The organism is Cellulomonas sp. EB106-03-03-XG116 (assembly GCF_058792015.1).
In genome coordinates this window covers 36,330-58,254 of record NZ_JBYTEP010000019.1, presented here as the reverse complement: position 1 = coordinate 58,254, position 21,925 = coordinate 36,330, and the positions used below count along the sequence as shown (strand labels likewise).

General features: G+C 74.9%; 20 protein-coding genes. 8 read left to right on the top strand and 12 right to left on the bottom strand.

Annotated features, from left to right (window positions below; genetic code table 11):
- Positions 1 to 16 precede the first annotated feature (16 nt).
- From qcrB to ctaE, 4 genes are all read right to left on the bottom strand, one after another.
- Positions 17 to 1,768 (bottom strand): cytochrome bc1 complex cytochrome b subunit, encoded by a 1,752-nt coding sequence (gene qcrB / locus AC3WUG_RS09520; protein ID WP_492327423.1) that lies wholly within the window; start codon positions 1,766 to 1,768, stop codon positions 17 to 19.
- Positions 1,765 to 2,790 carry a cytochrome bc1 complex Rieske iron-sulfur subunit gene (gene qcrA / locus AC3WUG_RS09515; RefSeq protein ID WP_492327422.1) on the bottom strand — a complete coding sequence of 342 codons (1,026 nt, stop codon included), beginning with the start codon at positions 2,788 to 2,790 and terminating at the stop codon, positions 1,765 to 1,767. The genes qcrB and qcrA overlap by 4 nt, the downstream gene beginning before the upstream one ends.
- Positions 2,787 to 3,590 carry a cytochrome bc1 complex diheme cytochrome c subunit gene (qcrC, locus tag AC3WUG_RS09510; protein ID WP_147796450.1) on the bottom strand — a complete coding sequence of 268 codons (804 nt, stop codon included), beginning with the start codon at positions 3,588 to 3,590 and terminating at the stop codon, positions 2,787 to 2,789. The genes qcrA and qcrC overlap by 4 nt, the downstream gene beginning before the upstream one ends.
- 64 nt (positions 3,591 to 3,654) lie before the next feature.
- Positions 3,655 to 4,293 (bottom strand): aa3-type cytochrome oxidase subunit III, encoded by a 639-nt coding sequence (gene ctaE, locus AC3WUG_RS09505; protein WP_147796451.1) that lies wholly within the window; start codon positions 4,291 to 4,293, stop codon positions 3,655 to 3,657.
- 196 nt (positions 4,294 to 4,489) lie between these two features.
- Here ctaE and AC3WUG_RS09500 point away from each other — a divergent pair, with 196 nt between their 5' ends.
- The 3 genes from AC3WUG_RS09500 (at position 4,490) to AC3WUG_RS09490 (ending at position 6,921) form a co-directional block, all read left to right on the top strand.
- A complete protein-coding gene (locus tag AC3WUG_RS09500) occupies positions 4,490 to 4,912 on the top strand; it encodes a response regulator transcription factor (RefSeq protein ID WP_492327421.1) in 423 nt (140 codons plus the stop codon).
- Positions 4,909 to 5,961, top strand: a complete 1,053-nt coding sequence (trpD, locus tag AC3WUG_RS09495; RefSeq protein ID WP_492327420.1) for an anthranilate phosphoribosyltransferase — start codon at positions 4,909 to 4,911, stop codon at positions 5,959 to 5,961. The genes AC3WUG_RS09500 and trpD overlap by 4 nt, the downstream gene beginning before the upstream one ends.
- Positions 5,962 to 6,069: 108 nt before the next feature.
- A complete protein-coding gene (locus tag AC3WUG_RS09490) occupies positions 6,070 to 6,921 on the top strand; it encodes a phosphotransferase (RefSeq protein ID WP_492327419.1) in 852 nt (283 codons plus the stop codon).
- Positions 6,922 to 7,099: 178 nt separating this feature from the next.
- On the opposite strand, the gene AC3WUG_RS09485 is transcribed toward AC3WUG_RS09490, so the two are convergent.
- Positions 7,100 to 7,381, bottom strand: a complete 282-nt coding sequence (locus tag AC3WUG_RS09485; protein WP_217613898.1) for an Lrp/AsnC family transcriptional regulator — start codon at positions 7,379 to 7,381, stop codon at positions 7,100 to 7,102.
- 7 nt (positions 7,382 to 7,388) lie between these two features.
- The gene (locus AC3WUG_RS09480; RefSeq protein WP_492327418.1) at positions 7,389 to 9,506 is read right to left on the bottom strand and encodes a DEDD exonuclease domain-containing protein; all 2,118 of its coding nucleotides are present in this window, start codon (positions 9,504 to 9,506) and stop codon (positions 7,389 to 7,391) included.
- Between the two features lie 77 nt (positions 9,507 to 9,583).
- On the opposite strand from AC3WUG_RS09480, the gene AC3WUG_RS09475 reads away from it, so the two are divergent.
- A complete protein-coding gene (locus tag AC3WUG_RS09475) occupies positions 9,584 to 10,897 on the top strand; it encodes an NYN domain-containing protein (RefSeq protein WP_492327417.1) in 1,314 nt (437 codons plus the stop codon).
- Positions 10,898 to 11,095: 198 nt separating this feature from the next.
- Here the strand turns inward: AC3WUG_RS09475 and AC3WUG_RS09470 are convergent, their stop codons facing one another.
- Complete coding sequence (locus AC3WUG_RS09470; protein ID WP_492327416.1) at positions 11,096 to 12,904, bottom strand: AMP-dependent synthetase/ligase; 1,809 nt, start codon at positions 12,902 to 12,904, stop codon at positions 11,096 to 11,098.
- 276 nt (positions 12,905 to 13,180) lie between these two features.
- Between AC3WUG_RS09470 and AC3WUG_RS09465 the strand changes: the two genes are divergently transcribed.
- Positions 13,181 to 14,125 carry an ROK family glucokinase gene (locus AC3WUG_RS09465; protein ID WP_492327415.1) on the top strand — a complete coding sequence of 315 codons (945 nt, stop codon included), beginning with the start codon at positions 13,181 to 13,183 and terminating at the stop codon, positions 14,123 to 14,125.
- Positions 14,126 to 14,152: 27 nt separating this feature from the next.
- Here the strand turns inward: AC3WUG_RS09465 and AC3WUG_RS09460 are convergent, their stop codons facing one another.
- Positions 14,153 to 14,800, bottom strand: coding sequence for a hypothetical protein (locus AC3WUG_RS09460; RefSeq protein WP_492327414.1), 648 nt, complete (start codon positions 14,798 to 14,800; stop codon positions 14,153 to 14,155).
- A 98-nt stretch (positions 14,801 to 14,898) separates the two neighbouring features.
- On the opposite strand from AC3WUG_RS09460, the gene AC3WUG_RS09455 reads away from it, so the two are divergent.
- From AC3WUG_RS09455 to AC3WUG_RS09445, 3 genes are all read left to right on the top strand, one after another.
- Positions 14,899 to 15,675 carry a lysophospholipid acyltransferase family protein gene (locus tag AC3WUG_RS09455; RefSeq protein ID WP_414647625.1) on the top strand — a complete coding sequence of 259 codons (777 nt, stop codon included), beginning with the start codon at positions 14,899 to 14,901 and terminating at the stop codon, positions 15,673 to 15,675.
- Between the two features lie 135 nt (positions 15,676 to 15,810).
- Positions 15,811 to 17,031, top strand: coding sequence for a pyrophosphate--fructose-6-phosphate 1-phosphotransferase (locus AC3WUG_RS09450; RefSeq protein ID WP_324845746.1), 1,221 nt, complete (start codon positions 15,811 to 15,813; stop codon positions 17,029 to 17,031).
- Complete coding sequence (locus AC3WUG_RS09445; RefSeq protein WP_492327413.1) at positions 17,031 to 18,383, top strand: class II 3-deoxy-7-phosphoheptulonate synthase; 1,353 nt, start codon at positions 17,031 to 17,033, stop codon at positions 18,381 to 18,383. Before AC3WUG_RS09450 ends, AC3WUG_RS09445 begins: the two co-directional genes overlap by 1 nt.
- Before the next feature lie 82 nt (positions 18,384 to 18,465).
- Here AC3WUG_RS09445 and AC3WUG_RS09440 read toward each other — a convergent pair whose 3' ends face one another.
- The 4 genes from AC3WUG_RS09440 to AC3WUG_RS09425 all read right to left on the bottom strand — a co-directional run.
- Positions 18,466 to 18,879 carry a VOC family protein gene (locus tag AC3WUG_RS09440; protein ID WP_492327412.1) on the bottom strand — a complete coding sequence of 138 codons (414 nt, stop codon included), beginning with the start codon at positions 18,877 to 18,879 and terminating at the stop codon, positions 18,466 to 18,468.
- A 5-nt stretch (positions 18,880 to 18,884) separates the two neighbouring features.
- Positions 18,885 to 19,265, bottom strand: coding sequence for a helix-turn-helix transcriptional regulator (locus tag AC3WUG_RS09435; RefSeq protein WP_492327431.1), 381 nt, complete (start codon positions 19,263 to 19,265; stop codon positions 18,885 to 18,887).
- A gap of 82 nt (positions 19,266 to 19,347) precedes the next feature.
- Positions 19,348 to 21,369 (bottom strand): Stk1 family PASTA domain-containing Ser/Thr kinase, encoded by a 2,022-nt coding sequence (pknB, locus tag AC3WUG_RS09430; RefSeq protein ID WP_492327411.1) that lies wholly within the window; start codon positions 21,367 to 21,369, stop codon positions 19,348 to 19,350.
- A gap of 39 nt (positions 21,370 to 21,408) precedes the next feature.
- A partial coding sequence (locus AC3WUG_RS09425) for a lytic transglycosylase domain-containing protein (protein ID WP_492327410.1) occupies positions 21,409 to 21,925 on the bottom strand: 517 nt, incomplete at its 5' end.

Sequence of the window (21,925 nt, the reverse complement as noted above, 5' to 3'; positions counted from 1 at the left end):
CAGGTCAGCGCCTGTTTCAGCGGCGCTGGGTGCCCTGGGTGCCCTCGGTGTCCTCGGGCTCCGGGGCGAGGTGCCGGCTGCCGGACGCGCCGGCGGTCAGCTCCTCGCGCTGCTCGTCGTGCGCGAGCGGCAGGGCGTCGTGGCCGCCGTGCGACTGGGCCGCCGCGAGCTCGGCCGGGGTGACGGGCTCGACCCGGTCCTCGTAGAAGACCTTCGAGAGCCGACGTCGCGCGGCGTCGATCCGGTAGCCCTTGCGGCGCACGCCGCGCGAGTCCTCGGCCGGCTCGATCTCGAGCGGGCGACGGGGCTCGTGCTGCACGCGGAGCCAGCGCTCGTGGGCGTCGAGGGGCTTGTGCACCTCGATGTACTCGCCGGACGCGAACCGGACGATGCGCCCGGTCTCGTGGCCGTGCAGGACCAGCTCGCGGTCCTTGCGCTGCAGCGCCAGGCAGATGCGCTTCGTGATCCAGAACGCCAGCGGCGGGGCCACGAAGAACAGCACCCGGAACGTCCACGTGATGTCGTTGATCGACAGGTGGAAGTGGGTCGCGATGAGGTCGTTCGACCCGGCGAGGACCAGGATCATGAACGCCGTCAGGAAGGCGACGCCGAACGCGGTGCGGAACGGCGCGTTGCGCGGGCGGTCGAGCACGTGGTGCTCGCGCTTGTCGCCGGTCGCGAACGCCTCGATGAACGGCCACAGGGCCAGCACCGTGAACAGCAGGCCGGGGATGACCACGCCGGGGACGAGGATGTTCATCGAGACCGTGTACTGGCCGATGACGAACTCCCAGCCCGGCATCAGGCGCAGGCCGCCCTCCAGGAACAGCATGTACCAGTCGGGCTGCGCGCCCGCGGACACGACGCCCGGGTCGAACGGGCCGTAGTTCCACACCGGGTTGATCGTCAGGGTCGCCGCCATGAGGGCGATGACCGCGAACACCACGAAGAAGAAGCCGCCGGCCTTGGCCACGTACACCGGGAACAGCGGGTAGCCGACGACGTTCTTGTCGGTGCGGCCCGAGCCGGGGTACTGGGTGTGCTTGTGCAGCACGACCATGAGCAGGTGCAGGCCGATCAGCGCGAGGATCAGCGCCGGGATCAGCAGGATGTGCACCGTGAACAGGCGGGGGATCAGCTCCGTGCCCGGGAACTCGCCGCCGAACAGCGCGAACGAGATGTACGAGCCGAGGATCGGGATCGCGCGGGCCACGCCGTCGGCGATGCGCAGGCCGTTGCCGGACAGCACGTCGTCGGGGAGCGAGTAGCCGGAGAAGCCGGCCAGCAGGCCGAGGATCATCAGCGTGAAGCCGACGAGCCAGTTGAGCTCGCGCGGCTTGCGGAAGGCGCCCGTGAAGAACACGCGCATCATGTGCGTCACGATCGACGCCATGAAGATCAGCGCGGCCCAGTGGTGGATCTGCCGCATGAGCAGGCCGCCGCGGACCTCGAACGACAGCCGCAGGGTCGAGGCGAACGCCTCGGACATCTGCACGCCGTCCATCGCGGCCCAGGGGCCGTGGTAGTGCACCTCGGTCATGGAGGGCACGAAGAACATCGTGAGGAACGTGCCCGAGATGAGCAGCACCACGAAGGAGTAGAGCGCGATCTCACCCAGGAGGAACGACCAGTGGTCGGGGAAGATCTTGCGCGCGAACTCCTTGACGGCGTTGCCGACGCCGGTGCGCTGGTCCAGGTAGTCCGCGGTCGCCGCGGCGGCGCGCGTGGTGCGCGTCGGCGGTGCCGGGGGAGAGTCGACGGTGCTCACGTGAGGCGCTCCCAGAAGGACGGGCCGATGGGGGAGTCGAACCCGTGCTGCGCGACGAGGTAGCCCTCGTCGTCCACGGTGATCGGCAGCTGGGGCAGCGGGCGGTGCGCGGGGCCGAAGACCACCTTGGCGCCGTCGGCGGCGTCGAAGGTCGACTGGTGGCACGGGCACAGGATGTGGTGCGTCTGCTGCTCGTAGAGGGCGACGGGGCACCCGACGTGGGTGCAGATCTTCGAGAAGGCCAGGATGCCGTCGTAGCTCCAGCCCTCGCCCTGCTCGGACTTGATGTCGCGCGGGTCCATGCGGACCATCAGCACGACGGCCTTGGCCTTCTCGTTGAGCGGGTGCTCGGTCTCCTCGAGGCCCTCGGGGATGACGTGGAAGGCCGAGCCGATGGTGACGTCGGACGCCTTGATCGGGCGGCCGGACGGGTCGATCGTCAGGCGGGTGCCGCGGCGCCACATCGTCCGCTTGGACTGCGAGACGTCCCAGCCGCCGCCGAGGTTGCCGACGAGCGGCACGGCGATCGCCAGCGGGAACAGCGCCAGCGAGGTGACCATCGCGCCCTTCAGCACGCCGCGGCGGCCGATGGACGAGTCCTTGGCGCCCTCGCGCAGGGCCTCGACGGCCTTGACGCGGACGGACTCGGACGACGCGGTGGGGTGCCGGTCCTCCGCGCGCTCGTGGTCGTTCATGAGCGCCTTGGCCCAGTGCACGGCGGCGAGGCCGATGCCGGCCAGGCCGAGGAACAGGCCCAGGCCGAGCAGGAGGTTCGACAGCCGCATGGTGCCGACGGTCTCGCCCGGGGGCACCAGCGCGTACGCGACGACCGCGCCGATGGTGCCGAGGATCGAGATCGTGAAGAGGACGACGACCTGCCGCTCGGCGCGCTTCTGCGCCTTCGGGTCGGTGTCGCCCACGCGGGCGCGGTGCTCGTGCAGGCCCGGGTCGTCGAACCGCTCGGGCGGGGTGCCGTCGCCGCGCGTCGTGACGTCGGTGGACGGGTCGTGGTGCGTGCTCACGAGGACTTGGCTCCGATCCAGACCGAGGCGCCGATCAGCAGGCCGATCCCGATGACCCAGGCCCACAGGCCCTCGCCGACCGGGCCCAGCGAACCGAGGGTGAGGCCGCCGGGCGACCCGTCGCGCTGCTCGTCGAGGTAGGCGATGATGTCGCGCTTCTCGTCCGGGGTGATGTTGGCGTCGTTGAAGACCGGCATCGACTGCGGGCCGGTCAGCATCGCCTCGTAGATGTGCGTGGGGGACGTCTCGGTGAGCGCGGGCGCCCACTTGCCCTGCGACAGGGCGCCGCCGGCGCCGACCGCGTTGTGGCACATGGCGCAGTTCGTGCGGAACAGGGCCATGCCGTTGGCGGCGTCGCCCTTGCTCGGGTCGACCTGCTCCTCCGACGGGATCGCCGGGCCGGCGCCCAGGGACGCGACGTACGCCGCGAGCTGCGCGATCTGCTCGTCGTCGAACTGGACCGGCTTGGCCTGGATCTGCGCGCCGTTCATCTGCGCGGGCATGCGACCGGTGCCGACCTGGAAGTCGACCGCGGCGGCACCCACGCCGATGAGGGACGGGCCGCCGGCGCCGCCGTCGACGGCCTCCCGGCCCTCGGCGGAGACGCCGTGGCAGGTGGCGCAGTTGGCCTGGAACAGCTTCTGACCGGCGGCGACGTCGCTCTCGCTGGCCGCAGCCTGCGCCGCGTCGGCGCTGGCGGGCTGGGCGATCGCGTACACCGCTCCGGTCAGCAGCAGCGCCAGCAGGAGCAGCACGACCGGCGCTGACCGGTGGTGCCTGCGGGCGGCGAGTGCCTTCACGGATGGATCCTCGTCTCGGGCGTGCGGGGGGCTCTACGGGGGGACTGCGGGTGGTGCGGGCTGGTCACTTGATGAGGTAGATGGTCGCGAACAGCGCGATCCACACCACGTCGACGAAGTGCCAGTAGTAGGAGGTCACGATGGCGGTGGTCGCCTCGTGGTGGCCGAACCGCTTCGAGGTGAACGAGCGGCCCAGCAGGAACAGGAAGGCGATGAGGCCGCCGACCACGTGCAGGCCGTGGAAGCCGGTGGTCAGGTAGAACACCGAGCCGTACGGGCTGGAGGAGATGGTGAGGCCCTCGTGCACGAGCTCGGCGTACTCGAAGACCTGCCCGCCGATGAAGAAGGCGCCCATGATGTAGGTGAGCGTCATCCACTCGTTCATGCCCCAGCCGCGCACGTTGAGGAGCGAGCCGGAGCGGACCGGCTGGAACCGCTCGGCGGCCCAGACGCCCATCTGGCAGGTGACCGACGACAGCAGCAGCACCGTCGTGTTGATCGCCGCGAACGTGACGTTGAGCTTCTCCGTCTGGAGCGCCCACTCCTCCGGCACCGTCGCGCGGAGGGTGAAGTACATGGCGAACAGGCCCGCGAAGAACATGAGCTCCGAGGCCAGCCACACGATCGTCCCGACCGACACGGGGTTCGGTCGGTTGACGCTCACGTGGGGAGCGGAGGCGGGGGCAGCCGTTGCGGTCGTCACGCCTGTCAGTATGGCTTATCGCCGCTGTGCGTGGGTCCTTAGTCCCCGTACGTCGCCGAGGTTTCTGTCACATCGTCACCTCGTTCCGCGGGTTCGCGGGCAGGTCGGAGCGTCGCGACCGGCGTGTCGGTGCTCGTGCCAAGATGCAGGGCAGGGACGCGCGCGACACGTCCCCCCGCACGAGCGAAGGACCACCATGGCCGCTGACGCCACCCCCGCCGCGCCCGCCGAGGGGCCGCGCATCCTGCTCTACAGCGACGACGTCGACACGCGCGCGCAGGTGCGCCTGGGCGTCGGCCGCCGGCTCGGCCGCGGCGAGCCCGACATCCGGTGGGCCGAGGTCGCCACGCCGGAGGCCGCGCTGCAGCAGGCGGAGGCCGGCGGGTACGACCTGTTCGTGTTCGACGGCGAGGCCGCCAAGGTCGGCGGCATGGCCCTCGCGCGCCAGGTCAAGGACGAGGTGTTCCGCTGCCCGCCCGTGCTGGTGCTGACCGGCCGGCCGCAGGACGCGTGGCTCGCCGCCTGGTCCGACGCGGACGGCGTGGTCTCCCAGCCCCTCGACCCGGTCGAGCTGCACGACGCCGTCGTGGGCCTGCTCGCCCGGACCCCCGCGGCATGACCGAGCAGGTCACCTGGTCCGACCTGCTCACCACGCTCGTCGAGGGCCGCGACCTCGACGAGGCCCAGACGGCGTGGGCGATGGACGAGATCATGTCCGGCTCGGCCTCCCCGGCCCGCGTGGCCGGCTTCCTCACCGCGCTGCGTGCCAAGGGGGAGACGGTCGCCGAGCTGACGGCGCTGGCCGACACGATGCTCGCGCACGCGCTGCGGTTCGAGGTGCCGGGGCGGGCGGTCGACATCGTCGGCACCGGCGGCGACCGGGCGCACACCGTCAACGTGTCCACCATGGCGTCGGTCGTCGTCGCGGGCACCGGCGTGCGCGTCGTCAAGCACGGCAACCGGGCCGCGTCGTCCTCCTCCGGGTCGGCCGACGTCCTCGAGGCGCTGGGCATCCGGCTCGACCAGACCCCCGAGCGCGTCGCGCAGCTCGCGTCCGAGGTCGGCATCACGTTCTGCTTCGCCCTGACCTTCCACCCCGCGATGCGGCACGTGGCGGTCGCGCGGCGGGACCTCGGCATCAAGACGGTGTTCAACTTCCTCGGCCCGCTCACCAACCCCGCGCAGCCGGCCGCCGCCGCCATCGGCGTCGCGGACGCGCGCATGGCGGGCCTCGTCGCGGGCGTGCTCGCGCGGCGCGGCACCGAGGCGCTGGTGTTCCGCGGCGACGACGGCCTCGACGAGCTCGCGCCGACCGGGACGTCGCACGTGTGGCACGTGACCGGCGGCGCGGTGACCGAGCACGTCCTCGACCCGGTGGCCGACCTCGGGCTCGCGCCGGTCACGGTCGCGGACCTGCGGGGCGCCGACGCGGCGTTCAACGCCGGCGTGGCGCGGGACGTGCTCGCGGGCGAGGCGGTCGCGTCGCGGGAGACCGTGCTGCTCAACGCCGCGGCGGCGCTGGTCGCCGACGGCAGCCTGCCCGGGACCGGCGCGGACGGGGGCGACCTCGTCGCGCGGCTGCGCGCGGGGCTGTCGCACGCGGCGGCGGCCGTGGACTCGGGCGCGGCGGCGGAGGTCCTGGAGCGCTGGCGCGCGGCTTCGGCCTGACCCGACCGGACGCGCCCGCCTGCGGCGGCCTGCCAGCGGCGGCCTGCCCCGCGCCCGTCGCGGGCCGGCGGGACGTGGCGGCGCGGGTCGGGGCGGTAACGTGCCTGCATGACCTCGGGGTTCGACTCGCTCGACGCGCGGCAACGTGCACTCGTCGAGGGCTGGCTCCCCGGGGCCGAGGTCGAGGCGCACCTCGGGTGGGGCCTGATCGCCACGACGGTCCTGCGGGTGCGGGCCGCCGGCGGCGGGCTGTGCGTCGTCAAGGCGGGCGGGCCGTCCGACCACCACATCGCGCGGGAGATCCGGGCGCACCTGTCCTGGCTCGCGCCCTGGGTGCGCGCGGGCAGGGCGCCGGAGCTGCTGCACCACGACGCGGACGCCCGGGTGTTGGTGACCCGGTGGCTTCCCGGCCGGCTCGTGCTGGACGACCCCGCTGCGGACGACCCGGAGGTCTACGCCCAGGCGGGGCGGTTGCTCGCCCAGCTGCACGCGGTCGAGGCGCGGCGGGACGACGGGTACGAGGCGCGCGAGAACGCGCGGATGCGGCGCTGGCTCGGCTCCGCGCACCGGATCGCCGCGGCGGACGCCGCCCGGCTGACGGCGATGGTCGACGGCTGGCCGGAGCCGCCGGCGTCGCTCGTCCCGACGCACGGCGACTGGCAGCCGCGCAACTGGCTCGTGCACGACGGCGAGGTCCGCGCGATCGACCTGGGTCGCGCCGACCTGCGGCCCGCCGCGACCGACCTGGCGCGGCTCGCGGCGCGGGACTTCCGCCGTGACCCCGCGCTGGAGGCGGCGTTCCTCGACGGCTACGGCGGCGATCCGCGCGACCCCGGCGCCTGGGAGCGGACCCGGGTGCGGGAGGCGGTGGCCACGGCGGCGTGGGCGCACCAGGTCGGGGACGAGGCGTTCGAGCGCGAGGGCCTGTCCCTGGTCGCGGAGGTCCTCACCGCGGCGTGACGGCCCGCCCGCCGGGTGGGCACGGCTCGGCCCCGGCGCCCCGTCGGGGGCCCCGCCGCAGCGGTGTGCGCGGTGCCGCGTACCGCCGACGGGGTAGCCGGCGCGTCGAGCGAGCAGCCGCCGGCTGCTCGCTCGGAGCGTCCGCCACCCGCTCGGCGTCGGGCCGCCGCCCGGGCGGTCAGTCCTCGATGCCGAGGGCGAAGGCCTGCTCGAGGTCGTGCTGCGAGTAGGTGCGGAACGCGATGAACGTCTGCGTGCGGACGACGCCGTCCACCTTGCTGACCTTGTCCGCGATGATGTCGGCGAGCTCCTCGTGCTCGCGGACGCGCACCATGGCGATGAGGTCGACGCCGCCGGTGACGGAGTAGACCTCGCTCACGCCCGGGATGTTGGCGATGGCGGCGGCGGCCTCGGGGATGCGGTCGGCGTCGGTGTCGATGTGCACGATGGCGGTCAGCATGACGCCATCATGCCGCGCCGGCGGCCCCCTCGGCGGGGTCCTCGGGCCCGTGCGTCGCGGCGCCGGTCCGGCGGGGCGCGTGCAGGTCGGCCGCGCGGGCGAGCCCGGGGACGTCGCGGAGGTCCGGGCGGGCCCCGACCCCCGGGACCCCGGCCGCCCCGACCTCGGCCGTCCGCGCGACCCCGGGCCCCGTGCCGAGCCCGGAGATCCCCCCGACCCCGGGCCCCGCGCCGAGCCCCGAGGCGCCGCCGAGGCCGAACCCCGCGCCCACCTCGGCGGCCTCGGCGGTGAACCGGGCGTCGCGCTCCGCCCACCCCGGCGCCGCCGCGCCGTCCACCTCGGCCACCGCGTCCACCGCCTCGCCCAGCGCGGCGGCGGCCTCCCGCCCGGCCGCGACGGCGTCGGCGGGGTCGGTCCGCGCCTGCGCCGAGCGGACCGGGTAGGCCCACGGCTCGCTCACGCTCACGATCCGCACGCCGGGGCGGCCGAGCCACGCGAGCACGAGGTCGGCCTCCTCGGGGTGGCCGGCCGGCGCCGGGACCACCGGGGGAGCGACGTGCTCGCCGGTCACCCGGAGCGACTCGACGGCGGGCATCGGGTCGCTGCCCCGCGGCACGAGCGCGGTCCCGGCCAGCCGCCCGTGCCGGACGAGCACGACCTCCCAGCCGCCGGAGTCGGTGCGGCGGGCGGCGACGAGCTCCGCGCACGCCGCGAGCGGCGCCAGGCGCTGGGAACGGGCGGAGCCGCGCAGGAACGCCGCGAGCCGGTCGCGGACCGTGACGGCCTCCTCGAACCGCTCCCGGCCGACGAGGGCGTCGATCCGGGCGGTGTGCGCGCCGACGACTGCCGCCGGGTCGGCCAGCATCGCGTCGCGGACGGCCGCGACGGTCTCCGCGTACTCCGCGGCGGCCTCCGGGCGGACGCACGGCGCGGGGCAGCGGCCGATCTCGGCGAGGTGGCACGCGCTGGCCCCCGGCGCCGGGACGAGCGGCAGCCGCGCGGTGCACCGCCGGATCGCGAAGGCGTCGTGCAGCGCCTCGACCGCCGACTGCGCGGCCGCGCGCGACGCGAACGGCCCGATGTGCGTCGCGTCGTCCCGGACCTCCCGCACGACGGACAGCCGCGGGAACGCCTCCGCCGTGAGCCGGACCCACGGCATGCGTTCGGGGGACCGGGACCGGCGGTTGTACCGGGGGTTGTGCTCGGCGATGAGCCGGAGCTCGCGCACCTGCGCCTCGAGCGGCGTCGCGCACACGACGGGCGTGACGGCCTGGGCGATGCGGACCATCTCCCGCATCCGGGACCGCTTCTCCGCGGCCGTGAAGTACGACCGGACGCGCTTGCGCAGCGAGGTCGACGTCCCGACGTACAGCACCTCGTCCTTCGGCCCCCGGAACAGGTACACCCCGGGCAGGTCGGGCAGGCCGTCGGCGAGCGTGCGCTTGCGCCGGACGTCGGCGGGCACGGCGTCCGCGGCGGTGGCCAGGTCCTCCAGGTGCGTGATGCCGAGCGGCGCGAGCCGGCCGAGCAGGGCGTGCAGCACGTCGACGGTGGCGCGGGCGTCGGCGAGCGCGCGGTGCTCGGGGGTCGTGGTCGCGTGGAACAGGCCGGCGAGGGTGCTGAGCTTGTGGTTCGGCGCCTCGTCGCGGGTGACCACGCGGCGCGCCAGCCGGACGGTGTCGACGACGGGGAAGCCCGGCCACGCGTGCCCCGTCTCCGCGGCGGCGGCCTTGAGGAACCCGACGTCGAACGGCGCGTTGTGCGCGACCAGGACGGAGCCGCGGGCGAACTCGAGGAACGAGGGCAGCACCTCGGCGATCTTCGGCGCTCCGATCACCATGGCCGTCGTGATCCCGGTGAGCACCTGGATCTGCGCGGGCACCGGGCCGCCCGGGTCGACGAGCGTCTGGAACTCGCCCAGCACCTCGCCGCCGCGGACCTTGACCGCGCCGACCTCGGTGATGGCAGAGGCGCCGGGCGCGGCGCCGGTGGTCTCCAGGTCGACCACCACGAACGTGACGTCGTGCAGCGGGGTGCCGATGTCGTCCAGGGTCACCTGCACGGGCCGGCCGGTCTGCGGCGCCGCGAGGTCGGGGCGGGGCGGGACGGGGGACCGGTGGACCATGCGCCGCACGCTAGCCGCGCCCTCCGACACGCCCCCGCCGGTCCCGCCCCCACCTGCGGACCCGTAGGGTGACGCGCATGCCCGAGCCCGCCCCCGACGCCGTGCCCGAGGCCGTGCGCGCCGCCGTCCTGCCGCTCGCGGCGGAGGTGCTGGGGGCGCTCGACCCGGGTGCCGTCCCGGCGTCGCTCGCCGCCGTGCGCCGGTTCGCCCCGCGCCGCCGGGTGACGGCCGGGGCCGGCCCGCTGTGGCTGGCCGTCGAGCGCGACGACGCGTTCCGGGCCCGCGTGGCCCGCGCCTGGTCGCACGCGCACCCGGACCTGGCGGCCGACCTGCTCGCCGACCCGCCCGCGCCCGGCGTGCCCGAGGCCCGCCTCGACCTCGCGGTCGGTGCCGCGCTGCTGCGCCCCGAGGGCTGGGAGGCGCGGCTCTCGGCGCTCGCCACGCCGCCCGCCGGCGACGAGGAGCCGGCGCAGCCCGACGCCGACCACGCGCACCGCGCCCACCGCGCCGAGGCGGAGGTCCGCCGGCTGGCCGCCCGGCTGACCGCCGAGACGGAGCGCGCCGACGCGGCCGAGGCGGAGCTGGCGTCGCTGCGCCGCGAGCTGCGCCGGCTGCGCTCCGACGCCGACCGGTCCCGCGCCGAGGCCCGCCGCGCCGCGGAGCACGCCGCCGAGGTCGCGGCCGCCGCCGAGCGCGTGCACGCCGAGACGGCCAAGGTGCGGGCGTCGGCCGACGACGACCGGCGCCGCGCCGAGGACCTGGCCCGCGTCGCCCGGGAGGACGCCGCCGCGCTGCGGGAGCTCGCCCAGGTCCGGGTCCGGCTGCTGCTCGACACGCTCGTCGAGGCCGGCTCGGCGCTGCGCGAGGAGCTGGCCCTGCCGCCCGCCGGCCGGATGCCCGCCGACCTGGTCGCGCCGCCCGTGCCGGCACCCGGGGGAGCGGGCCCGCGCGCGACCTCCCGCGGCCGGTTCGCGGACGACCCCGCGCTGCTCGACGACCTGCTCGCGATGCCGCGCGCGCACCTGCTGGTCGACGGCTACAACGTGTCGAAGCTGGCCTGGCCGGACCAGCCGCTCACCGAGCAGCGCCGCCGGCTCACCGAGCGCCTGGCGACGCTCGCGGGCCGCACCGGTGCCGAGGTGACGTGCTGCTTCGACGGGCGGGAGGCCGAGGCGTCCGGGCGCGCCCCGCTCGCCCCGCGCGGCGTCCGGGTGCTGTTCTCCCAGGGGGAGATCGCCGACGACCTGCTGCGCCGCCTGGTCCGCGCCGAGCCGCCGGGCCGGGTGGTGGTGGCGGTGACGAGCGACCGGGCGCTGGGCGCCGACCTGGAGGCGGCGGGCGCCCGGGTGCTCCCGTCCGCGACCCTGCTGGCCCGCCTCGGCCGGGTCTGACGGCACCTGGCCCCGGCGCACGCCGGAGCGCCCGGGCCGCCGAGGTCGTCACAAGCGCGTGAGGTCGTCACTCGTTCGTGCCGACCTCGCCCACGTGTGACGACCTCACCGGCCGGCCGGCCGGCCGACCAGCCGACCGACCGACCGACCGGCCGACCAGCCGGCCGACCAGCCGGCCGGTCGACGCGCCGGGCCGGCTCAGCCCGCCTGGTCGCCCGCGTAGATCGCCTCGACGTCCGTCGCGAAGTCCTTGAGGACGTGCGTGCGCCGCACGCTCAGCTTCGGCGTCAGGTACCCGCCCGCGATCGTGAGGTCCCGGTCGAGGATGCGGTAGCGCCGGATCGACTCGGCCCGGGACACGGCCCGGTTGGCCCGCTCCACGCCCTCGTCGATCGACGCCAGCACGTCCGGGTGCACGGCGGCGTCCGCGACGGACAGCGCCGGCAGGCCGTGCGCCGCGCACCAGCCCGGCAGCCCCTCGGCGTCGAGCGTGACGAGCGCCCCGATGAACGGCCGCCCGTCGCCGACCACGACCACCTGGCTGATCAGCGGGTGCGCGCGCAGCCGGTCCTCGAGCACCGCGGGCGCGACGTTCTTGCCGCCCGCGGTCACGATGATCTCCTTCTTGCGCCCGGTGATCCGCAGGTACCCGTCGTCGTCGAGGGACCCGAGGTCGCCCGTGCGGAACCAGCCGTCGTCGAAGGCCTCGTCCGTCGCGACGGGGTTGCCGTGATACCGGCCGAACACCTGGTGCCCCCGGACCTCGACCTCCCCGTCGGCGGCGATCCGCACGGCGGTGCCGGGCAGCGGCGGGCCGACGGTGCCGATCCGGGTCTTGCCGGGCATGTTCACCGTGGCGGGGGCGGTGGTCTCGGTCAGGCCGTAGCCCTCGAGCACCCGGATGCCGATGCCCCGGAAGAAGTGCCCGAGCCGCTCGCCCAGCGGGGCGCCGCCGGAGATGGCCCACTCGATCTGCCCGCCCATCGCGGCGCGCAGCTTGTGGAACACCAGCCGGTCGGCGACGGTCCGCTGCGCCCGCAGCCCGAGCGACGGGCCGCCGGCGTCCAGCGCCTTCGAGTAGGCGATCGCGGTCCGCGCGGCCCACTGGAAGATCTTCAGCTTCCCGCCGGCGGCGGCCTTCTGCTCCGCCGAGTTGTAGACCTTCTCGAACACGCGGGGCACCGAGAGGATGAACGTGGGCCGGAACTCGCCCAGGTCCTGCAGCAGCTGCTTGGTGTCGGGGGTGTGGCCCAGCACGGCGCCCGCCGGCATGCACAGCACCTCGACGAACCGGGCGAACACGTGCGCCAGCGGCATGAACAGCAGGGTGCGCGCGCCGGGCGTCGACACGACCTCGTGCAGGCCCTCGACGGCGTTGCGGGCGAGCACCGCGAAGTTGCCGTGCGTGAGCTCGACGCCCTTGGGCCGCCCGGTGGTCCCCGACGTGTAGATGATCGTGGCGACGTCGTCCCGTCCGGCGTGCCGGCGCAGCCGGTCCACCTCCGAGTCGGGCACGGCGGCGCCCTCGGCGGCCAGCGCGTCGAGCGCCCCGCCGTCGATCACGAGCACGTCCTGCAGCAGCGGCGCCTCGGGGCGGACCTCGGCGACCGTGGCGGCGTGCTCCGCGGACTCGACGACGAGCAGCGTGACCGCGGCGTCGGTGAGGATCCAGTGCACCTGCTCGGCGGACGAGGTCTCGTAGACCGGCACCGGGACGGCGCCGGCGCTCCACAGCGCCCAGTCGAGCACCGTCCACTCGTACCGGGTGCGGGACATGATGCCGACCCGGTCGCCCGGGCGGACGCCGCGCGCGACGAACCCGCGGGCCACGTCGCGCACCCGGCGGTCGAACTGGGCGGCGCTCACGGTGCGCCAGGACGTGGTCCCGGGGGTCTTGTACTCCATCAGCGGGCCGTCGCCGGTCTCGGCCACGCGCGCGGCGAGCAGGTCGAGCAGGTTCTCCCGCGGTCCTGCCTCGACGAGCAGGGGTGTGCTGAACTCCTCCATGGCTGGCTCCGTTGTCAGGCGTCGGAAGGGTGTCAGGAGCATAGGGGACTTTGGTCCTGGTCGCCGACGCGCGACACGTCGCCCGTGCGGGTGGTCGGTCGCCCCGGGCCCCGCCAGGGCGCCCGTGCGCTGGGAGCGTGTGCAGAGAAGGCGGCTCAGCACGCTAGCGTGGGGGCGCACGCGCGCAGTGTCGCCGCCGCGGCACCGGTGCAGCGTCCCGGTCCGGCGGTCCTCGCGGGTGCGCCACGCAGAGATCTCACGCGGAAGCAGGGAAGCATGCACGCCATCGGTGTGGACATCGGCGGGACGAAGATCGCCGCCGGTGTGGTCGACGAGGACGGCCGGATCATCGCGAAGACCCGTCGCGACACCGACCCCCGCGACTCCGGGAGCGTCGACCGCGGCGTCATCGAGGCCTGCCAGGAGCTCGCCGAGCAGTACGAGATCGGCGCGATCGGCCTCGCCGCCCCCGGCTTCATCGGCACCGACCAGGCGACCGTGCTGTTCACCCCGAACCTGCCGTGGCGCGAGCACCCGCTGCGCGACATCGTCGCCAAGGAGCTCGGCGACGAGGTGAAGATCGTCGTGGCGAACGACGCCAACGCCGCCGGCTGGGCCGAGTTCCGGTTCGGCGCGGCGCGCGAGGAGCAGGACATGCTGCTGCTCACGATCGGCACCGGGCTCGGCGGCGCCATCGTGGTCAACGGCGAGCTCGTGCTCGGCGCCTGGGGCGTCGCGGCCGAGGTCGGCCACATGCGCGTGGTCCCCGGCGGCCACTACTGCGGCTGCGGCCACGAGGGCTGCTGGGAGCAGTACGCCTCCGGCAGCGCCCTGGTGCGCGACGCGCAGTCCGCGCTCATCACCGAGCCGGCGCGCGGCACCCGGCTGCTCGAGCTCGCCGGCGGCGACGCCGACGCGCTCACGGGCCCGCACGTCACGCAGGCCGCCCAGGAGGGCGACCCGCTGGCCGTCGAGCTGCTCGCCGAGCTCGGCCGGTGGATCGGCGAGGGCTCCGCGTCCGTCGCCGCGCTGCTCGACCCGTCGATCGTCGTGATCGGCGGCGGCGTCAGCGCCGCGGGCGACCTGCTGCTGGCCCCGGCGCGGCGCGCGTTCCTCGACCAGCTGTCGGCGCGCGGCCACCGCCCCGAGGCGACGTTCGCGCTCGCCTCGATGGGCAACGACGCGGGCATCGTCGGCGCGGCCGACCTCGCGCGCCGCTGAGCCCACCGGCCCCGGGCGGCGCGGCCCTCAGACGACCGCGCCGTCCGAGTCGTCGTGCTCCGTGTCGCGCCGGTGCGGCATCCGCCAGAGCAGGACGACGAGGCCCAGCACGAACGTCACGACCGACGCCTGCATGACGACGGGCGGGGCGTCCCGCCAGAAGATCAGCACGACGAGCCACACCACGGGCATGAGCGCGATCGCCAGCCACGCCATCGTGAGCAGCGGGTCGCCGCCGAGCACCGGGCCCGGGTCCGGCGGCCGGAAGTGCTCGGCCTCGTCGACCCGGCGCTCCGCCTCGTCCATCTGGTCCGTCGCGTCCCAGTCGCGGCCCGAGAGCGGCGGGGCGCCGGCGTCCGGGGGGCCCGGCTCGGCGGGCGGCCGCTGGTCCTCGCGCGCGGGCCGCACGACGCGCCGGTCGGTCACCCACGGCGCGACGGGGTAGGTTACGGCGGGACCGGACGACGTCCGCGGGTCGTCCTGGCCTGCGGCGGCGGCCGCCGGCGGCTCCGCCGGCCCGGTCGGGTCCGGGTCGCCGCGGAGGTCCGCGACGATGGCGGCCCACTGCTCGTCGGTGACGCGGTCTCCGGACGGGTCGTGCTGCCGGTCGGCGCGCGGGCCGTCGGGCTCGTCGCCGTCGGGCGACGGGTCGGGGCGGTCGGGACGCGGGGCCATGGCAGCACTCTAGAGTCGGCTAGGAGCGCCGGGCACCCGACGGGTGCCCGACGGCCCGCACGACGAGGGCGAGAGGTGGCAGGTTGTTCTACTGGTTCATGAAGCGGGTCCTGGTGGGCCCGCTGCTGCACCTGCTGTTCCGCCCGTGGGTGCGGGGCGCGGAGCACGTGCCGAGCAGCGGCGCGGCGATCCTGGCCAGCAACCACCTGGCGGTCGTCGACTCGTTCTTCCTCCCGCTGGTCCTGGACCGCGAGATCGTGTTCATCGGCAAGAACGAGTACTTCACCGGCCGCGGGCTCAAGGGCCGGCTCACCGCGGGCTTCATGCGCGGCGTCGGCACCATCCCCGTCGACCGCTCCGGCGGCAAGGCCTCCGAGGCGGCGCTGCGCACGGGCCTGAACCGGCTCGCCGAGGGCAAGCTGTTCGGCATCTACCCCGAGGGCACCCGCAGCCCCGACGGCCGCCTCTACCGCGGCAAGACCGGCGTGGCGCGCATGGCCCTGGAGTCGGGCGCCCCGGTCATCCCCGTCGCGATGATCGACACGGACAAGGCGCAGCCGCTCGGCCAGCGCCTGCCGCGGCCGCGGCGCATCGGCATCGTCATCGGCGAGCCGCTCGACTTCAGCCGGTACAAGGGCATGGAGAACGACCGGTTCATCCTGCGCTCGGTGACCGACGAGATCATGTACGCGCTCATGGCCCTCTCCGGCCAGGAGTACGTGGACATCTACGCCGCGACCCAGAAGGCGCGCATCGCCACCGGGCACCCCGCGGCGACCGGGCCGGCGGCGCCCGAGCCGACCGCGCCCGGCGGCCGGGCCGTGCCCGATGTCCAGCCTCCGGTCCCGCCGGAGGAGGAGTCCGCGGCTCAGTAGGATGAGCCGCGTCCGTCGCGCACCGCGCGGCGCGACCCGAGGACCTCGGTCCCGGGTCCGGTCCCGCGGGGTGCCCTTCAGTGGCCCCGGGGCTGGGATGACCCAGCTGTGCTGTTCTATCGAGAGGTGTGTCTCATGTCGGTTCGTCGCGTCGCGCTCCTGACCGCGGGTGGCTTCGCTCCGTGCCTGTCCTCGGCCGTCGGTGGCCTCATCGAGCGCTACACCGAGATCGCCCCCGAGGTCGAGATCATCGCCTACCAGCACGGGTACCACGGGCTCCTGCGCGGCGACAAGATCGTGATCGACGCCGAGGGCCGCGCGCAGGCGCACCTGCTGCACCGGTTCGGCGGCTCGCCGATCGGCAACTCGCGGGTCAAGCTGACCAACGCGGCCGACTGCGTCAAGCGCGGGCTGGTCGCCGAGGGCCAGGACCCGCTGCAGGTCGCGGCCGAGCAGCTCAAGGCCGACGGCGTCGACGTGCTGCACACCATCGGCGGCGACGACACGAACACCACGGCGGCCGACCTCGCCGCGTACCTCGCGGACAACGACTACGGCCTGACCGTCGTCGGCCTGCCGAAGACCATCGACAACGACGTGGTGCCGATCAAGCAGTCGCTCGGCGCGTGGACCGCCGCCGAGGAGGCCGCCGGCTTCGCCGCGAACGTCATCGGCGAGCACCGCTCCGGCCCGCGCATGCTGATCGTGCACGAGGTCATGGGCCGGCACTGCGGGTGGCTGACCGCCGCCGCGGCCGCCGAGTACCGCAAGTGGCTCGACCGCCAGGAGTGGGCCCCGGCCCTGGGCCTGACGCGCGAGCGCTGGGACATCCACGCCGTGTTCCTGCCCGAGCTGGCGCTCGACATCGACGCCGAGGCCGCGCGCCTCAAGGCGATCATGGACACCCAGGGCAACGTCAACATCTTCCTGTCCGAGGGCGCGGGGATGCACGAGATCGTCGAGCAGCTCGAGGCGTCCGGCGCCGAGGTGCCGCGCGACCCGTTCGGCCACGTCAAGCTCGACACGATCAACCCGGGCCAGTGGTTCGCGAAGCAGTTCGCGGAGAAGCTCGGCGCCGAGAAGGTCATGGTCCAGAAGTCCGGCTACTACTCGCGCGCCGCCGCTGCGAACGCCGAGGACCTGCGCCTCATCAAGTCGATGACCGACCTCGCCGTCGAGTGCGCGCTGCGCAACGAGTCGGGCGTCATCGGCCACGACGAGGAGGACGGCGACCGCCTCAAGGCCATCGCGTTCCCGCGGATCGCCGGCGGCAAGGCGTTCGACGTCTCGCAGCCGTGGTTCGGCGCGATCCTGGAGGGCATCGGGCAGCCCCTGGTGCCCGCGACGGCGCACTGATGAGCGTCGAGGCGGACCCGCGGGTCCTCGCCGGGCTCGAGGCCTGGCGGGACCTGCCCGTGACGCAGCAGCCGGCGTGGCCGGACCGGGACGCGCTCCAGCGCGTGACGGACCGGCTCGCCGGGCTGCCGCCGCTGGTGTTCGCGGGGGAGGCCGACGCGCTGCGCGGCCAGCTCGCGGCCGCCGGGCGCGGCGAGGCGTTCCTGCTGCAGGGCGGCGACTGCGCCGAGACCTTCGCCGAGGCCACCGCGGACAACATCCGCGGCAAGATCATGACGGTCCTGCAGATGGCGGTCGTGCTCACGTACGGCGCCAGCCTGCCCGTCATCAAGATGGGCCGGATGGCCGGGCAGTACGCGAAGCCGCGGTCGTCGGACTCGGAGACCCGCGACGGCGTGACGCTGCCCGCGTTCCGGGGCGACATCATCAACGGCTTCGAGTTCACCGCCGAGGCCCGGACGCCCGACCCGGAGCGGCTGCTCGACGCGTACCACACGTCGGCGTCGACGCTGAACCTCATCCGCGCGTTCACCACCGGGGGCTTCGCGTCCCTGCTGCGGGTGCACGAGTGGAACCGGGGCTTCACCGCCAACCCGGCGTACGCCCGCTACGAGGAGATCGCCGCCGAGATCGACCGGGCCATCCGGTTCATGGCGGCGTGCGGCGCCGACTTCGACGCGCTGCGCACGGTCGACTTCTACTCGAGCCACGAGGGGCTGCTGCTCGACTACGAGCGGCCGCTGACCCGGATCGACTCGCGGACCGGCCTGCCGTACGACTGCTCGGCGCACTTCCTGTGGATCGGGGAGCGGACCCGGCAGCTCGACGGGGCGCACGTCGACTACTTCAGCCGCGTGCACAACCCGCTCGGCATCAAGCTCGGCCCGACGTCCACCGCGGACGACGCGCTGCGCCTGATCGACAAGCTCAACCCGAGCGCCGAGGCCGGCCGGATCACGTTCATCACCCGCATGGGCGCCGGCAAGATCCGCGACCTGCTGCCCTCGCTGGTGGAGAAGGTCACGGCCGACGGCCGCCCGGTCACCTGGGTGTGCGACCCGATGCACGGCAACGGCATCACGTCCGCCTCGGGCTACAAGACCCGCCGGTTCTCCGACGTCATGGACGAGGTCGCCGGGTTCTTCGAGGTGCACCGCGCGCTCGGCACCGTGCCGGGCGGGCTGCACATCGAGCTCACCGGCGACGACGTCACCGAGGTGCTCGGCGGCGCCGAGGAGATCGACGACGCCGGGCTGGCGCGCCGGTACGAGACGCTGGTCGACCCGCGGCTCAACCACCAGCAGTCGCTGGAGCTCGCGTTCCAGGTCGTGGAGCTGCTCCGCCGCTCCTGACCCCCGCGCACCACGACGGCCGCCGCCCCCTTCCGAGGGGGCGGCGGCCGTCGTCGTGCCGGGCGCGGCGCCCGCGCCGCGGTCAGGCGGTGCGCTGGTTGAACCGCAGCATGTTGCCCGACGGGTCGCGAAACGCGCAGTCCCGCACCCCGTACGGCTGGTCGATCGGCTCCTGCAGCACCTCGCCGCCGGCGGCGCGGATCTGCTCGAACGTCGTGTCGACGTCGTCGGTCTGGAAGATGACGCCGCGCAGCAGGCCCTTGGCGAGCAGCTCCGCCATCGCCCGCTTGTCGGCGTCGGACGCGCCCGGGTCCGCGAGCGGCGGCTCGAGCACGATCGTCACGTCCGGCTGGCTCGGCGGGCCGACGCTCAGCCACCGCATCCCCTCGAACCGGACGTCGTTGCGCACCTCCAGGCCCAGCACGTCCCGGTAGAACGCCAGGGCCAGGTCGTGGTCGTGCACGGCGATGAAGCACTGCTGCAGCGTGATGTCCATGGGCGTCACGCTAGAGGGACCGGGTCGCGCGACGCTTCTCCGTTCCTGACCGGTCGGGTGCGGACCTTCGCGACGCACGCGGGCACCGCCGCGCCGGCGTCGTGCTGCTGCGCGCGGTAGGCGGACGGGCTCATCCCGACGAGCTCGGAGAACCGCGCGCTGAAGGAGCCCAGGGAGGTGCAGCCGACCTCGACGCACACGTCGGTGACGCTGAGGTCGCCCCGGCGGAGCAGCGCCTTGGCCCGCTCGATCCGCCGGGTCATCAGGTAGCCGTAGGGCGTCTCGCCGTACGCGGCGCGGAACGACCGCGAGAAGTGGCCGGCGGACATCAGCGCGTCGCGCGCGAGCGTCGGGACGTCGAGCGGCTGGGCGTACTCGCGGTCCATCCGGTCCCGCGCGCGACGCAGCCGGACCAGGTCGTCCAGGGACGTGTGCGGCACGCGGATCCTCCTCGCTCGCCGATGCGGGTCAGACCACCGTCAGGGTGATCGTCGTGCCCTTGGCCACCTGCTGCTCGGCCGGGACGCTCTGGTCGCGCACGGTGCCGAACAGGCCGCCGAGCACGTTGCGCCGCTCCGCCTTCAGGCCCAGCGCCTCCAGCGCGGCGGCCGCCTCGCCGTACTGCTTGCCGGTGAGGTTGGGCATCGCCACGGTCTCGGGGCCCTTCGACACCTGGAGCGTGACGGTGTCCGTGCGCTTGCCCTGGGCGCCGCCCTCGGGGCTCTGCGAGATGACCCGGCCGGCCTCGACGGTGTCGCTGAACGCCTCCTCGGCGGCGACGACGAGCCCGAGGCCCTCGAGCTGGGCGGTCGCCTCGTCGAGCGTCGCGCCGACGACCGAGACGATCCGGACGGGCTCGGGGCCGTCGGACAGGGTGAGCAGCACGGTGGAGCCCCGCCGCAGCGCCTGGCCCGGCTCCACCGGCGTGCCGTCCGCGTCCGTCACGGCGAGCACGGCGCCGACGGCGGCGGCGTCGTCCCAGTGGTCGCCCTCCACGTAGTCCGCGTCGAGGCCGGCCGCGGTGAGCAGCGCCTCGGCGTCGGCCTGGAGCTTCCCGACCAGGGTCTCCGCGGGCATCGCCACCAGGTCGACGCCCTTCGACACCGTGAGCGTGACGGTGCCGTCCTTGCGGACCCGCTCGCCGTCCCCGGGGTCGGCGGAGACGACGTCGCCCGAGGGCACGGTGTCGTCGAAGGCGCGGACGACGTCGGACGCGAGGTCCGCGGCGTCCAGCGCGCCCAGCGCGTCGTCCTCGGCGAGGCCGGAGACCGCCGGCACGGTCGTGTACGCGCCGGGCCCGACGGCCAGGTACCACCAGGTCCCGCCGCCGAGCGCGGCGAGCAGCAGGACCGCCGCGACGACCCAGCGCCACGGGCGGCGGCGCCGGGGGGCGGGGGAGCCGGAGACCGTGACCGCCCCGATGGGCAGCGCGACCGTGCGGCCGGGCGCCTCGATCCGGGTGGTGGCGTCGCCGGGCTCCGCGGGCTCGTCGGCCGCGGCGTCGCCGGTTCGGGTGCCGCCGGTGCCGGACGACGACGCGCCGGTGTCCTGCTCGGGGTCGGTGGCCTGGGGGAGCGAGACCACGGGCTCGCGGTCCACCCGGCGCGCCAGCGTGGCGTCGTCCAGGGCGGTGCGGGTGCGGCGCAGCAGCGCCAGGGCGGCGCCGGCGTCCGCGGGCCGGTCCTCGGGCTCGCGGGCGGCGAGCGCGGCGACCAGCTCGTCGACCTCGACCGGCAGCCAGGAGGCGTCGGCCGCGTCGGACGGGGCGGGCACGTCGTTGTTGACGTGCTGGAACGCGATCTGGATGGGCGTCTCGCCGGTGAACGGCTGCGCGCCCGTCAGCATCTCGTAGAGCAGGACGCCGGTGGCGTACACGTCGGTGCGGGCGTCGCTCTCGCCGCGGACGACCAGCTCCGGGGACAGGTAGGCGACCGTGCCGAACACCGTGCCGGTGGTCGTCGACGTGACCTCGGTGACCGCCCGGGCCAGGCCGAAGTCGGCGACCTTGATCCGCCCGTCCGTCGCCATCAGCACGTTCTCGGGCTTGACGTCCCGGTGCACGAGACCCGCGCGGTGCGCGGCGCCCAGGGCGTCGAGGACCTGCTCCGCGACCCCGAGCGCCTCGCCCACGGTCAGCGAGCCGCGCTCCGACAGGTGCCGGCGCAGGTTGACGCCGTCGACGTACTCCATCGTCAGGTACGAGGTGTCGCCGTCGAGGCCCTGGTCGTACACCCCGACCAGGCCGGGGTGGGTGAGCCGGGCCGCCGCGCGCGCCTCGCGCCGGAACCGCGCGACGAAGTCGGCGCCCGCCCGGCCCTCGGCCAGGTGCGGGTGCATGACCTTCAGCGCGACGTCGCGGTCCAGGCGCCGGTCGACCGCCAGGTACACCGTCGCCATGCCGCCGCGCGCGATGCGCTGGACGACCTCGTAGCGCCCGTCGACCAGGCGGCCGACGAGCGGATCGGTGACGGTGGCTCCCACGGGCGGCATTCTACGGGCGCGGGCGTCCCGGACCCCGGAGGCCCGCGGTCAGTAGCGCGCCATGTGCGTCTGGACGTTCGCGACGTACCGGCGGGTGTCGCTGAACATGCCGTTCCGCTTCACCGAGGACGCCCCCTGGTAGTACGACGCGATGGCCGTCGACAGGTCGGGCGACGTGCGCACGAGCTGGCGGATGATCGCCACGCCCGCCACGACGTTGTCGTCCGGGTCGAGCAGGTTGAGGTCGCGGCCCACGAGCTGGGAGGCCCACTCGCCGGAGCTCGGGATGACCTGCATCGTGCCGATGGCGTTCGCGGGGGAGACCGACGTGTGGTTGAAGCCGGACTCCTGGAACGCGATCGCCTGCGCCAGCGCGGGGTCGACGCCCATCGAGCGGGCGGTCGCCGCGACCTTGGCCTGCATCGCGGCCCTGGACGGCACGCCCATGGCGATGAGCGCGGCCTTGTTGGCGTTCGCGGAGGCGACGACGGTCGGGGCGTAGGTGCGGCCGAGGAACGTGTTGCCGACCAGCTGCGCCCCGCCGGTGGCGGCCGGGGCGGTCGCG

What these genes read in the sequence shown, in the direction of transcription:
- AC3WUG_RS09500 (WP_492327421.1), top strand. Translation starts at nt 4,490, where the DNA reads ATGGCCGCTGACGCCACCCCCGCCGCGCCCGCCGAGGGGCCGCGCATC.
- trpD (WP_492327420.1), top strand. Translation starts at nt 4,909, where the DNA reads ATGACCGAGCAGGTCACCTGGTCCGACCTGCTCACCACGCTCGTCGAG.
- AC3WUG_RS09490 (WP_492327419.1), top strand. Translation starts at nt 6,070, where the DNA reads ATGACCTCGGGGTTCGACTCGCTCGACGCGCGGCAACGTGCACTCGTC.
- AC3WUG_RS09485 (WP_217613898.1), bottom strand. Translation starts at nt 7,381, where the DNA reads ATGCTGACCGCCATCGTGCACATCGACACCGACGCCGACCGCATCCCC.
- AC3WUG_RS09480 (WP_492327418.1), bottom strand. Translation starts at nt 9,506, where the DNA reads ATGGTCCACCGGTCCCCCGTCCCGCCCCGCCCCGACCTCGCGGCGCCG.
- AC3WUG_RS09475 (WP_492327417.1), top strand. Translation starts at nt 9,584, where the DNA reads ATGCCCGAGCCCGCCCCCGACGCCGTGCCCGAGGCCGTGCGCGCCGCC.
- AC3WUG_RS09470 (WP_492327416.1), bottom strand. Translation starts at nt 12,904, where the DNA reads ATGGAGGAGTTCAGCACACCCCTGCTCGTCGAGGCAGGACCGCGGGAG.
- AC3WUG_RS09465 (WP_492327415.1), top strand. Translation starts at nt 13,181, where the DNA reads ATGCACGCCATCGGTGTGGACATCGGCGGGACGAAGATCGCCGCCGGT.
- AC3WUG_RS09460 (WP_492327414.1), bottom strand. Translation starts at nt 14,800, where the DNA reads ATGGCCCCGCGTCCCGACCGCCCCGACCCGTCGCCCGACGGCGACGAG.
- AC3WUG_RS09455 (WP_414647625.1), top strand. Translation starts at nt 14,899, where the DNA reads ATGAAGCGGGTCCTGGTGGGCCCGCTGCTGCACCTGCTGTTCCGCCCG.
- AC3WUG_RS09450 (WP_324845746.1), top strand. Translation starts at nt 15,811, where the DNA reads ATGTCGGTTCGTCGCGTCGCGCTCCTGACCGCGGGTGGCTTCGCTCCG.
- AC3WUG_RS09445 (WP_492327413.1), top strand. Translation starts at nt 17,031, where the DNA reads ATGAGCGTCGAGGCGGACCCGCGGGTCCTCGCCGGGCTCGAGGCCTGG.
- AC3WUG_RS09440 (WP_492327412.1), bottom strand. Translation starts at nt 18,879, where the DNA reads ATGGACATCACGCTGCAGCAGTGCTTCATCGCCGTGCACGACCACGAC.
- AC3WUG_RS09435 (WP_492327431.1), bottom strand. Translation starts at nt 19,265, where the DNA reads ATGGACCGCGAGTACGCCCAGCCGCTCGACGTCCCGACGCTCGCGCGC.
- pknB (WP_492327411.1), bottom strand. Translation starts at nt 21,369, where the DNA reads ATGCCGCCCGTGGGAGCCACCGTCACCGATCCGCTCGTCGGCCGCCTG.